Below are 12,522 nucleotides of genomic sequence, written 5' to 3'. Positions count from 1 at the left end.
TCACCGCTCTGGCCGTTTGCCGGGGCGGGCCGCCCCTGAGTGCGCCGAAATCAGGAGGATGGCGAGCCATGCTGCCTCGGACGCGGCGTTGAAATCGTGGCTGACCTTGGCCCGTCCGGCGGCGCCGGCTTTTGCATACCATTGCGGGTCTGAGAGGCTGTCACGGATTGCCTTGGCAAGTGCGCGTCCGTCGCCGGGAGGGACCAGATGCCCGGTGTGCCCGCTGTCGACGAGTTCGCCCACGCCGCCGACCTGTGTCGCGACGACCGGTTTGCCCGCGGCCATCGCCTCCATCAGGACGACCGGCACGCCTTCGGCAAAGCTGGGCAGGACCAGAAGGTCGGCCTTGGCCAAAGCCTCGGCCACTTCGGTTTGGTTCTTGTAGCCGGCGAAGGTGATCGCGTCGCTCAGGCCCATCGACTTTGCGAGGGTCTCGAGTGCCGGCCTGTCCAGGCCGTCGCCGATCAGGGTCAGCCGCAGGTTTGGCAGGCTGGTGCGGGCCTCGGCCAATGCCTCGAACAGCACCGGCACGCCTTTGACCGCTGCGAGCCGCCCGACGAAAAGCAGGTCCTGCCCCGGAGGTTTCGTCGCGCCGGCATAGCGCGACGGGTCGATGCCGCAGTGCACTATGTGCAGTTTGTTCCAATGCTGTTGGTCAGAGAACAACATCGCCTGCGACCGGCAGAATTCGCTGATGCAGGCGACGAAACTGGCCCGTTCGATCTTGGCATCCAGCCGCCAATGGTCGGGCGCAAAGAAGATGTCCGGCCCGTGCAGGGTAAAGCTGTAGGGGATCCTCGATAACGCGCTGGCCAGCATGGCCACCGTGCAACTCGCCTTCGCAATGTGGTTGTGCAGGTGCACGACACCGCGTTGGCGCATGTGGTCGGCCAAAGTCACGGCCTCGGCAAAGTAGATCAGGTTGTAGAGCCTGCCTTTCACCCCCCTGGGCGCTGTCGACCACGCCAGCCGCAGGGCTCGAAGGTAGCGCCCCGGTTCACGCAGAGCGCGGAATTGCGCCCGCAACCCGCGCAGTCCGGCGGTGCTGGAGAGGACGTGAAAGGTGCGCTTTTGCTCCTCGGCCTGCTCTGGCCCAACGATGTGCTCCGGCCCGGTGCGCCGGATCGAGCAGGTTTCTATCTCGAAATCGATGTCACGCAGAGCTGCAACCTCGCGTTGAATGAAGGTATCGGTCGCGCGTGGGTATTCGCCGGTCAGGTAGGCGATCGGGCCGGGCAGCGGATTGCTCATCGGGTCACCTTCAGGGCTGCGGCGATGCCTGCGTCGAACGGGATTTGTGGTTTCCATCCGAGGGCCGATTTCGCGGCGTCGTTTACATATCGTAGCGGCATCATCCGGGCTCGTAGAGAGGCCGGCCGCAACAGACCCGGCAGGCCGGGAAACGGGCGGAGCAGCCGCCTCACAGCATCGAGGATTTGCCACGGCAACGGCACGACGACCTTGGGCCAGCCGCTGCTGCGGAATGCGGTGATGAACCGGCTTCTGTCGGGAAGGTCGTCTCCGATCAGGTTCAGCGGTCGGGGCTCGCCGATCGGTGTCTCTGCGGCCAGAACCATCGCCTCGGCGCAATCGGTCAGGTGGATGAGGGGCAGTTCGCCGGTGCCGCCGATCCGCACAAGCATTGGCCCGATGCCGACCCCTAAATGGGCGTTCCACACACGCCCGGGGCCATAGATCAGACCGGCTCTGATCAGCCAAAGATCGGTGAGCGCCTCTTGCGCGACGGCTTCTTGCGCGAGTTTGGCGCGGGTGTAGGCGTCTCTGCTGTCGGCGTCTGTCTCGAGCGCCGCGTGTTCGGTGAGTGTGCTGCCGGAGGCGAGGCTTCGATACTCGTAGACCGACAGTGAGCTCGTCAGCACGAGCCGGGGTGGTCGGTCCATCCCGGCGATGGCGGCGACCAAAGCGCGGGTGGGGGCCACGGTATCGCGCTCTTGAGCGGCGTCGTCGCCGGAAAGCGCCGCGGCGCAGTGGATCACGGCGTCGATCCCAGTCAGGTCGATGGCGTCGCGCCCCAAATCACAGATTTCGGCCACAGCACCGTCTGCGAGCGTTGTCTCGCGCCTGACGATCGCCCGCACCCAATGACCACGGGCCATGGCCGCGGTGACGACGGCTTGGCCCAGAAAACCGCCAGCCCCGGTGACGAGGAGGTTCAGCCCCATGTCATCGGCTCCATCGGGGCGCAGGATGTTGTCATCACCTGAGAGCCGCTGTGCTCGCCGGCATTCTGGATCGCCAATGTCACTTCGTTCAGGTGCAGGGCATAGTCGCCCGCCAATCGGCTGGGTTGACCCGCCGCGATGGCCTGCAGCATCTCTGCCGGGCCGAGCGCAAAGTTCATCGCCGCAGCCCCGGTGCGTTTGACCTTGGGATGCGTGGGCGTCACGGGGGTGAGCCTTTTGCCGAACGGATGCTCCATCAGCCGCCTGCGCAGCCGCAGTCGCCGCCGGTAACGGACGGGGGCGCTGTTGTCCCACGCCTTGCCGACCTCCAGCACACCGTCGTCACCCACCACCCGGATCCGGTGATCGTGGGGGGCGGCGATGGAGCAGGTCAGACGTGCTACCGGCCCGGCCTCGAAAAACAGCACAGCGGTCGAGAAATCGGGGGCGGCTTCGGTGACGCCGAGCTTGTCGGGGATCACGGTGGCGCTTGCGGCGGTGACACTGCGCACCGTGCCGAACATCGCGATCAACCAACTGAGGTAGTAGCCCGCATGTTCCAATGTGCAGCCGGTTCGGAATTCATCGACATAGGGCCAAGGCGCGCCGCTGGCGCTGATCCAATCCTTTAGCGGCGCTTGTGGGATGAAGCCGTCGTCAAGCTCGGCATAGATCAGTCGCGCGGTGCCGGCGGTTTCGTCGCGGACGGCGCGGATCAGGGTCTGCGCGGCCTCACCGAGCACCGAGCAGGGGGCTGAGGCGAGCATCAACCCCTTGCTGGCGGCGAAGTCGGAGAGCTCTCTTGCCTCGTCCATCCGAAGCGCGAGCGGCTTTTCGGACCAGACGTGAAAGCCGGCCTCGAGGCAGGCGCGATTGATCGCAACGTGGCTGGAGGGGTTCGTCAGGTTGAGGATCACACCATCGCGTGGTTGGGCGGCGAAGACGGCCTCCATATCGGCCAGCGCCGAAACGCCCCAATGTGCGCAAAACGCGGCCATCCGGCCCGGATCCCGGTCGTGGGCGCCGACCACCTTGATCTGCGGAAAACTCTGCAACGATGTCATGTAAAGATCGGCCACGAAGCCGCAGCCGATCAGGGTGACGCCCGTCATGGCATGCCTCTCTTGCCGGTGCGGCGTGGTTTGCCCGGATGCCCAATCATGTAGAACCTGCTCTTTTCGCGCGCGTTGCGCATGTTTAGATCATCAAAGCATGGCAACAGTTTGTCCATTGTGGTTGACTTACATTGGCGCTTTGCATGTGGCATCTGAGCTATGTGTTTTGAGTTGAGGATGTTGCATGCAGTTTCACACTCCTACGGGTCAGGTTTCGGTGACCGTCCCCGACGCAGAGCACCTCTGGTCGGAAGTAGGAGCACGTCTGCGCCGCCACGAGGGTTTTGCCTTGGCGACGCTCAACCTCGATCATCTGGTCAAGCTGAGGAACGATGCCGCATTTGCCGCGGCCTACGCCTCGCAGGATCTGATCACCGCCGACGGCAATCCGGTGGTCTGGCTGTCGCGCCTCGGCGGTAAGGAGGTGGCATTGTTGCCCGGTGCCGATCTGGTCATTCCTCTGGCCAAGCTCGCCGTTCGGGAAGGCCGCTCGGTTGCCTTGCTTGGCACGACGGACCCCAATCTGTCGAAATCGGCCGAGGCGTTGCAGGCCATTGTGCCGGGGCTGGAGGTCGCTCTCAAGATCGCGCCGCCGATGGGTTTTGATCCCGAGGGCGACGCGGCTTTGGACATGTTCGCGCAGCTTGAGGCCGCGGGTGTGGGTCTGTGCTTTCTGGCGCTGGGCGCGCCGAAGCAAGAGCAGCTCGCTGCGCGTGGCCGCCGTCTGGCCCCGAGCGTCGGCTTCGTCTCGATCGGGGCTGGTCTTGATTTTCTGGCCGGGTCGCAAGTCCGTGCCCCTGCCTGGATGCGCAGGATTGCGATGGAGTGGCTGTGGCGGATGCTGCGCAATCCTCGCAGGCTCGCCGTGCGCTATGCCCGGTGTGCGGTGATCCTCCCCGGCCATACCTGGCGGGCGTGGCGTCAGAATTAGCTCAGCCGTCGCGCGACCGCAGATTTCCGCAGCATCAATTTATCCTTGATCCGACCCTTCAGGGATCGCGGTGGCGGCAGTTCCCTATCCATTTCCCAGACGGTGCCGTTCAGGCTTGGATCATCCCACAACGCCAGAGTGGCCCCCCATTCGGCGGCTGTCGCGGGATCAAGCCCGTCGGGGATTCCCATTCCTGTCGCCAACATACCGGGCAACCAATCGTTTATGACGATGTTCGGAAACCTGTCGCCCAGATCCGCGACTAGAGCCTTGGTGAGCACCCGCGCAGCACCTTTGGACACCGAATAGGCGGCGCTGGCGGGCAGCGGCGCGATGTCGGCCATCGAGGCGACGTTGACGATCCGGCCCGCGCCGTTTGGAACCATGCGCGCCAAGGCTTCATGCGTGCAGGCCACCACCCCGCCAAGATTGATCGCCATGGTCGCAGCGAAGCTTTCGGGCGTTTCGTCGAGAATGTCGCGCCGGGGATAGACGGCAGCGTTGTTGATCAGGATCGTGACCGCGGCAATCTCGTCTGCTTTCGCAAAGCCGTTGGCGACCGACGCGGCGTCGGCCACATCAGCCGTGATCGGGTGGAACAGCGGCCCCGCGAGCGCCAGGGTTTCGGCCAAGGCGTCGGTGCGGCGCCCTAGTCCTGCGACGGGCATGTTCCGTTTGCACAATGCGACGCTGAGCGCGCGGCCCAACCCGCCGCTGGCCCCGGTGACGATGGCGAGGGTCATGGCTGTTCCTGCGTGATGAGGGACGCCACGCGCAGGGCGTTGGCGGCGATGGTCAGACTGGGGTTGACCCCCATGGAGGTGGGCATGAAGGAGGCGTCGACGACCCAGAGGTTCTCCACTCCGTGCGCCCGACCGTCGGGGGCCAGCACGCTTTTAGTCGGGTCTTCCCCCATCTTGCAGGTGCCGCAGGGATGGCCGAAGTTCGGCTCCGGTGTCCGCGAGAGGAACATCGTGCGCTGCCCCTTGAAGGCGTGCTTGATCGCCTTGCGGAAGGTGTCCCGACGCGATTTCAATTCGGCGCTGACCGTGTAGTCGAACCGGATTGCGCCGGGCGTGTCGGGATCGAGCCGCACCCGGTTTTCGGGCAGGGGCAGGTCTTCGAGAAGGCCCACGAAAATCTTGGCGTTACCGAGCAATTTCGAGGCGGCGAGCGCCGGAATCCGGGTCAGTTCGCGCGCCAGACGGCTGTTTCTCAGGGCGGATCGTTCGACCAAGCCTTTGAGGTAATGCGCGATCTCGCCATAGGATGCGTCGATCCCCATTGCCTGCACCATGCCGAGCCGCTGCCCTTTATGGTGGTAAAGGTCGCGGAACCCGACGGCTTTTGACGGCCCGGTAAACCGGGCGTCGCGGCCAGGCCAGAGCGCGAACATCTCGTTCAGGTGGAACATCAGGTTGCGCCCGACCTGATCGGAGGCGTTGGCCAGCCCGTGGGGCCATTGCTCATTCGCCGATGCGAGCAACACGCGCGGTGAGGACAGCGCCCCGGCGGCAAGGATGATCCGTTTGCCATGGAGGGTATGGCTCACCCCGTCCCGGCGGATTTCGACCCCCGTCAAGCGGGTCTCATCGGCGTGGAGCCGCGTCACCTCGGCCCGGTCGAGCACGGTGGCGTTGCCTGTGGCCAGCGCCGGTTCCACACCGGCAGAGCGGCCGTCCATCTTGCAGGGCTTGGGGCATTTGTGGCCAAAACATTCGGCGCATCCGGGTACATAGCGCAGCGCCGCGTGCAGCCGGTAGGGATGCAGTCCGTTCTCACGCAGACGGTCCATGATCGCGGTATCGCCGGGGTTGGGAGCGGGGCCATCGCGGAGCTGTGGCGCCGCAATGGTCGAGAGTGGATCTGCGCTGCCGTGGAGCGAATAGAGCGCCTCGGCCCGGTCAAACCACGGCGCCATCTGGGCATAGCTGACCGGCCAGCCGCCCGTCGGGTGCGGCTTTTCGTTCGATGTATCAAGGTCATGCGGCTCTGGCCGTTCCAATGTCGCAGCGTAGAAGACCGAGCTTCCGCCGATCCCGCTGCCCAAGGGCGCGTGAAAGCTGCGCGCTTGCCCGTCGACGGTGGCGTGGACCGGGTCGGGCCAAAACCCCCGCACCGCGCGTGCGACCGGATCGGCCATCGCGGCGTCGAGCGGGGTTTGCTCGGCCCGATGGCCGGCGTGTCCCTTCTCGACAAAGAGCACCTTTAGCCCGGCCTCTGCCAGCGCGCGTCCGATGGTCCCGCCACCGATCCCGGTGCCGATCACGATTGCGTCCCATTTCTGTGCGGCGATGTCGTCGATCATTCCTCGGCCGCACCGGTCAGGAAGGGGACGAACAGATGGCGCAGGGCGCGGGCGCCGGAGTTTGTCAGGTGGTTGTTGTCGAAATAGACCGGCCGACCGTCGATCGTGGCCGAGCACCGGTCGGGGCAAAGCAGGGGCCAGGGATCGATGACGGTGATCTGGCCTTTGGTTACCAGCCCGAAGATCGCGGCTTCGGCGTCCCTGACGCGGGCGGTCAGGGTCTCTGGCTTGGCGATCATCGCAAGAGCTGCATCTTCGGAGTCGATCCATCCCTGCGCCAGCTGCCGGCTGATCAGCCGGCTGTCGTAGTTCGCAATTTCGGGCACCATCCGGAGAACGTGGACCTCGTCGAAGCTCTCTCCCAATTTGCGGGTCGTCTGGTCGAGAGCCATGGCAAACAGCTCTTGCTGCGAAGTGGCGCCCAGACCCGAGCCGGGCGCGGGCGTGAGGCCGATCTTGTTGTCGCTGTCGCGGCCGGTGCCTTCGCCATTGGTGTAATAGGCCCAGCGACCGACAAGTAGGATGCGCGTTGCCGAAGGGAGCTGCGTGAACGCCTCGCGAAGCTGATCGTTGGCCTCGGTGCATCGTGCGTCGACGGCGGGTTCGGCGCTGCTCTCGGCTTTGCGGATGCCAAAGAGCGGTGGGCACCCGGCGTGCCAGATGATGACCCCGGAGGTTTCGGTTTCAGCAGCGGCAAGTGCCAGGCCGTCCATCAGCGCCCGCAGGTGACTGTCGCCCCAGATGATCACCTCCGGCGGCCCGTCAGGCCCGATCGCGCAGGTTTCGATCCCTGCGAAGGGTCCGTCCCACGCGGTCGAACAGCGTGACCAGTCCTGCAAGAAATCCTGCGTCGCCGCGATGTGATTGCGGGTTTCGGCATCGAAGCGTCCCGGAATTCCGTTGAGCAGGAACACCAGCCCGCCAATTCCGATCGCCACGACACCGGCCGCCACGGTTCCGCCGACGAAACGGCTTCCGCTGATGGTCGCGGCCCGGCGCAAGGGGCGCTCCACGAGGGCCCAGCTGGCGATGGACAATGCCACGGCAAGGGCGAGCCAGAGTGCCGCTTCCCACGGTCCTGCGTAATCGATCCGCCAGTATCGCGACAGCGTCAGCACCGGCCAGTGCCAGAGATACAGCGAGTAGGAGATCAGCCCGACAAAGACCGGCGCCGGATGCCCAAGCGCCTTGTTTACAGGGTCGTTCCGCCCTGCGTTGGCGAGGAGCATGGCGCTGCCGGCCACCGGAAACATCGCCTGCCAGCCTGGAAAACCAGCCGTCTGAACGAGCAGGATCGACCCGATGACGAGGACCAATCCGGCCCCCGATACCCATGCCGGAAATCTCAGCGCGCGGGTTTGGAGAGCGATGGCCAGGAGCACTCCGGTGAGCAGTTCCCATGCTCTGAAGGGGAACAGGAAAAAGGTCGACACCGGTTGGCTTGGTGTCAGCGCGATGCAGCCCCAGAGCGAGAGCGCCCAGAGCGCGATGAGGGCCGGGACGGTGGCCTTGCGGACCATCCCGAGCGCCAAGAGCGCGAAGGGCAGGACCACGTAGAACTGCTCCTCCACCGAGAGCGACCATGTGTGCAGCAGGATTTTGACGTCGGCCGAGGCGTCGAAATATCCGGCTTCGCGCCAGAACTGCACGTTGGACAGCCAGACCGTCGCGGCGATCAGGCTCTTGGCGTAATCGCGGAATTCGAACGGCAGAAGCACCAGCGCGGCAAAGACCGTGCTGAGCGCGACCATGGCAAAGTAGGCCGGGGCCAAACGCCTGATACGCCTGAGATAAAATCGCTTGAGGTCGATCCGACCAGAGCTTTGGATCTCGCTCCAGAGCAGCCCGCCGATCAGGAATCCAGAGATCACGAAGAACACGTCGACGCCGACGAAACCGCCCGGCAGACCCGGAACGCCGAAGTGATAGAGCACCACGGCCAATACCGCGATGGCCCGCAGCCCGTCGATTTCAGGGCGGTAGGTCAGGTGCGGTCCTGTCGGACCGTTGGAGGTCTTTGACGTCGAAATGTCGGGCCTGCTGCGCATTGGGTGGGCGGCTTGAGATGCGCCTTTGCGGCCAGAGTAAATCGAAAATGCGACAAAAATCGGGCAGGCCGCGCGATTTGTCCGGAGACGTTATCCCGATGCTGCGACTCAAAGGTTAATTGCCCGAAATCGGCCGCGGTAACCCGTCGGTGTGGCGTCGGTATGCCGTCGGTGTCGATTGCAGCATTCGGGGTGTTAATGCACCGAACGCTGTCGGCGGTCGCGATTTTGCCCGGACGCCCCTTCAGGTCAGCCCGAGCGCCCATTTGCGCCCGTCATGCACGGCCAGTGCGGCCATCCGCGGCGCGGCGGCGTCGCCCAGCAATGTCGCCCCGATGCCCAGGTCCGCGAGGTCGCCTTGCAGCCCCGAGACCGACCGGTTCGTCGTGGCGAGCACCAGATCGTCGGCCCCGATCCGGGTGACCTCGCCTGTGAGCAGGCAGACTACATCCGCCCCGCCGCCGTTGCCCAGCCACTCGGCGATGCCGCTCTCGGTGACGAACGCCACACCCAGCCCGGCGAGCCGTTTGCGCAGCGGGAAATCCGCCGCCGAGCGGGCCAGCTCCTTGCCGATCATCGCGTCGGGGGTGACGAGCGTCACCTTGTGCCCTGCTTCGGCCAGCCACCATGCGGTGCCGCATCCGCGCCAGTTGCCGCCTTCGTCGAGCACGATCACGCGGGGGCCGGGGCGGGCCGCTCGGGTCAGGATGTCTTCGGGCGACCAGACCCGTCCCCGGCTCAGGCCGGGGAGGGTCGCCAGATGCGTCATAGCCCGTTGGAAGCCTGTCTCGTCGGGCAAGGAGCCTGTGGCTACCGCGATATGATCGGCCCCATGGGCCGCGATCTCGTCTGCCTCGAGATAGGTGTTCAGCCTGACCTCGACGCCAAGCTGCCGCAACTGCCGCTCATACCACTTGATCAGGTCGGTGATCTGCCCGCGCCGTGGCTGCAGCCCGGCCAGCCTGAACTGACCGCCCAAGGCCGCCCCTGCCTCCGCCAGCGTGACGGCAAAGCCCCGCTCCGCTGCCGCGCGGGCCGCTTCCAGCCCCGCAGGCCCGCCGCCGACGACGAGGACGGTGCCTTTGCCCTTGGCCTCGAACCGGTCGCCGCCCCATTCCCATTCCCGCCCCGCACTCGGATTGACGAGGCACGAGATCCAGTAGTCGCGCGATCGCCGCCCCCAGCACATCTGGTTGCAGGAAATGCAGCCGCGCACGTCCTCCGCCCGATCGTCTCGCGCCTTGTTCACCAGATGCGGGTCCGCGATCTGTCCGCGCACGATGCTGACCAGATCGGCCTGACCGCTCCGCAGGATGTCTTCGGCGTTGTCCGGCGTGCGGATATGGCTCTCGGAGGTGACTTTCGCCGTCTGGACGACGCCTTTGAGCGTTTGCGCCAGATCGACGGTGAGCTTCTCGGGATAGAGAAACGTCGGCATCAGTTTGTAGAAGTCAAAGTAGCTGCCCGACCCGCAGGTCACATAGTCCATCGCGTTTTCCGCGTCATGCAGCGCGATGACCTCGGCCAGCGCCTCGCGCCCCAAGGCGGCGGGCACATCGGGTTCGTCGTTGACCGCCAGCCCCACGATGAAGTCGTCGCCGCAGGCCCGCCGGATCCTGTGCAGGATCTCGCGGGAGAACCTTGTCCGGTTTTCCAGTGACCCGCCCCAGCGGTCGGTCCGTTGGTTGGAGAACGGCGTCCAGAACTGATCGGGCAGGGCGTGATAGGCGGCCCAGACCTCGACCCCGTCAAAGCCCGCCTGCTGGCACCGCTGCGCGGCCAGCACAAAGCCGCCGATGGTGCTCTCGATTTCCGCCTCGGACATGGCATGGCTGCCGTCGCTGTCGTGATAACTGAGCCCGCCGGAGGGCGACCAAGCCGGGTGCCATGCGTTGTCTTGATCGCCGTGGGCGCCGACGTGGTAGAGCTGTTGCAGGATCACGGCCCCTTCGGCCTGCACCGCCTCGGTCACAGCCCGAAAGGCGGGGATCACGGCGTCTGTCTCGGGCGAGAAATTCCCGCGGGTGAGCACGGCGGCGGGATGGACAGGCATCGGCTCGACGACGATCATCGCGGCCCCGCCCATCGCCCGTTCGCGGTAGTAGCCGATGTGCTGCGCCCCCGGCAGTCCGCCTTGCGCCATGTTGGCGGTATGCGCCCCAAAGACGACCCGGTTGCGCAGGGTCTTGTGCCGGAGCGTGAGCGGTTGAAAGACGTGCGGGTAGCTCATGGCTCGTGCCCCTCTAGTGCCAAGCGTCTTCCATGCTCTCCTTGCGCTTGGCGATGAAGGCGAGCAATTCCTCGTCGATGGCGTCGTCGAGCGGCGGAGCCTCGTAGCTGGCGATCGTCTGCTGCCAGCGGGTGGTCGCCCGGCTCATCGCGTCGCCGCGCCCGCCCTCGTCCCACGTCTCCCACGGGCGGTAGTCGTCGAGTGCGCTATCGTAATAGGCGTGCTCGTAGTGCCGCAGGGTGTGCTGGGTGCCGAACATATGCGCACCGGGGCCGCCTTCGCGCAGGGCGTCGAGACCGAGGGTTTCGTCGCTGACCTCGAGCCCCTTGAGATAGGCGTGCAGGGCGCCGCAGAGATCGCTGTCGAGCACGAATTTCTCGTAGGACATCGACAAGAGCCCGTCGAGGTAACCCGCCGAATGCAGGATGAAGTTCGCCCCGCATTGCACGGCGGCCATCATCGACATGACCGATTGCGACATCGACTGCGCATCGGGCAGTTTCGAGGTCGAGAAGTTCCCCGAGCAGCGCAGCGGCAGGTTGATCCGCCGGGCGAGTTGCCCCATCACGAGCGACCCCAGCGCCGGTTCGGGCGTGCCGAAGGTAGGCGAGCCGGAGCGCAGGTCGAGCGACGACAGGAAGGCCGCGAGGATCGCCGGAGCGCCCGGCTTGGTCAACTGGGTCAGCGCGACCCCGACCATGGATTCGGCCAAGGATTGAGCGCAACTGCCCGCCATCGTTACCGGCGTGACGGCCCCGCCAAGCAGGAAGGGCAGGTGGATCGAGCCTTGCCCCGCCTCGGCATAGGTTCGGATGCCCCTCGTGGTGACCCCGTCCCAGACCAGCGGCGAGGTGGAGTTGAAATTCCCCATGATGACGCAGTTTTGGTCGACGACGTCCGAGCCAAAGAGGATCCGGCACATCTCGATCGAATCGGCGGCCCGTTCGGGGGCGGTGATCGACCCCAGAAAGGCGTGGTCGGAGTATTTGACGTGGCTGTAGACCATATCCAGATGCCGCTTGTTGACCGGAATATCGGTCGGCTCGCAGATGGTGCCGCCGGAGTGGTGCAGCCACGGGGTGCTTTGGGCCAGTTTGATCAGCGTCTGAAAGTCGTTGAGTGTCGCGTAGCGGCGGTCTCCGTTCGGCTCCAGCATGAAGGGCGAGCCGTAGGACGGGACAAAGATCATCGCGTCGCCGCCGATCTCGACGCTGCGGGCGCGGTTGCGGGCGACTTGGGTGAACCGGGGCGGGGCGGTGGCACAGAGCGCCCGGATGAGGCCGCGATCAAAACGGATGTTCCACGTGGCGTCGCCCAGCTTGGTGACCGTGCCGCCGGCCTTGCGAAACATCTCGACGGTGACGGGATCGTCGCGGAACTCGATGCCGATCTCGGCGAGGATGGTGTCGGCGGCCTCCTCGATCCGCACGAGGCTTTCCTCGTCGAGCAGATCGTAGGTCGGCACCTTGCGGGTGATGTAGGGCACCTCGAGCCACGGGTTGTGGCCGTGCGCGGCACTTCGGGCGGGGCGGCGCGTGCCGCGGGTGCGACGGGTGGGTTTCCCGGCCTCGGGGGCCATGATGTCGGTATCGGCCATGGGGTCTCCTCCCTCGGCGGCGCGGGGCCTGCAAAGACGACTGCACTAGAAAACGACACACCTGTCAAGTTAGTTGACGCTGGTGTCGATCTGCCAAATGATAGAGGAAG

Annotated in this window: 9 protein-coding genes; 1 reads left to right on the top strand and 8 read right to left on the bottom strand. The window is 65.5% G+C overall.

Annotated elements, in window-relative coordinates; genetic code table 11:
* Genes LOM8899_RS04975 through LOM8899_RS04965 form a run of 3 tightly spaced genes read right to left on the bottom strand, consistent with a single transcriptional unit; the run spans nucleotide 1 to nucleotide 3,295 of the window.
* The gene (locus LOM8899_RS04975) at nucleotides 1-1,251 is read right to left on the bottom strand and encodes a glycosyltransferase (protein ID WP_093991001.1); all 1,251 of its coding nucleotides are present in this window, start codon (nucleotides 1,249-1,251) and stop codon (nucleotides 1-3) included.
* Nucleotides 1,248-2,183: an NAD-dependent epimerase/dehydratase family protein gene (locus tag LOM8899_RS04970; RefSeq protein WP_093991000.1), complete on the bottom strand. Its 936-nt coding sequence runs from the start codon at nucleotides 2,181-2,183 to the stop codon at nucleotides 1,248-1,250. The genes LOM8899_RS04975 and LOM8899_RS04970 overlap by 4 nt, the downstream gene beginning before the upstream one ends.
* Nucleotides 2,174-3,295: a Gfo/Idh/MocA family protein gene (locus tag LOM8899_RS04965; RefSeq protein WP_093990999.1), complete on the bottom strand. Its 1,122-nt coding sequence runs from the start codon at nucleotides 3,293-3,295 to the stop codon at nucleotides 2,174-2,176. The genes LOM8899_RS04970 and LOM8899_RS04965 overlap by 10 nt, the downstream gene beginning before the upstream one ends.
* 187 nt (nucleotides 3,296-3,482) lie before the next feature.
* Between LOM8899_RS04965 and LOM8899_RS04960 the strand changes: the two genes are divergently transcribed.
* The gene (locus LOM8899_RS04960; RefSeq protein ID WP_093990998.1) at nucleotides 3,483-4,229 is read left to right on the top strand and encodes a WecB/TagA/CpsF family glycosyltransferase; all 747 of its coding nucleotides are present in this window, start codon (nucleotides 3,483-3,485) and stop codon (nucleotides 4,227-4,229) included.
* On the opposite strand, the gene LOM8899_RS04955 is transcribed toward LOM8899_RS04960, so the two are convergent.
* The 5 genes from LOM8899_RS04955 to LOM8899_RS04935 all read right to left on the bottom strand — a co-directional run bounded on the left by LOM8899_RS04955 (nucleotide 4,226) and on the right by LOM8899_RS04935 (nucleotide 12,412).
* A complete protein-coding gene (locus LOM8899_RS04955; protein ID WP_093990997.1) occupies nucleotides 4,226-4,972 on the bottom strand; it encodes an SDR family oxidoreductase in 747 nt (248 codons plus the stop codon). The genes LOM8899_RS04960 and LOM8899_RS04955 overlap by 4 nt on opposite strands.
* Nucleotides 4,969-6,537: a GMC oxidoreductase gene (locus tag LOM8899_RS04950; protein ID WP_093990996.1), complete on the bottom strand. Its 1,569-nt coding sequence runs from the start codon at nucleotides 6,535-6,537 to the stop codon at nucleotides 4,969-4,971. Before LOM8899_RS04950 ends, LOM8899_RS04955 begins: the two co-directional genes overlap by 4 nt.
* On the bottom strand, nucleotides 6,534-8,585 hold the full coding sequence (locus tag LOM8899_RS04945; RefSeq protein ID WP_093990995.1) for an acyltransferase family protein: 2,052 nt from the start codon (nucleotides 8,583-8,585) through the stop codon (nucleotides 6,534-6,536). Before LOM8899_RS04945 ends, LOM8899_RS04950 begins: the two co-directional genes overlap by 4 nt.
* 244 nt (nucleotides 8,586-8,829) lie before the next feature.
* Nucleotides 8,830-10,815, bottom strand: coding sequence for an oxidoreductase (locus LOM8899_RS04940; RefSeq protein WP_093990994.1), 1,986 nt, complete (start codon nucleotides 10,813-10,815; stop codon nucleotides 8,830-8,832).
* 13 nt (nucleotides 10,816-10,828) lie between these two features.
* Nucleotides 10,829-12,412: a trimethylamine methyltransferase family protein gene (locus LOM8899_RS04935; RefSeq protein ID WP_245820431.1), complete on the bottom strand. Its 1,584-nt coding sequence runs from the start codon at nucleotides 12,410-12,412 to the stop codon at nucleotides 10,829-10,831.
* Nucleotides 12,413-12,522 lie beyond the last annotated feature (110 nt).

Source organism: Flavimaricola marinus, assembly GCF_900184895.1.
Classification (GTDB): Bacteria; Pseudomonadota; Alphaproteobacteria; order Rhodobacterales; family Rhodobacteraceae; genus Flavimaricola; species Flavimaricola marinus.
The sequence above is the reverse complement of the archived record's forward strand: the minus strand, read 5'-3'. Positions and strand labels throughout refer to the sequence as shown.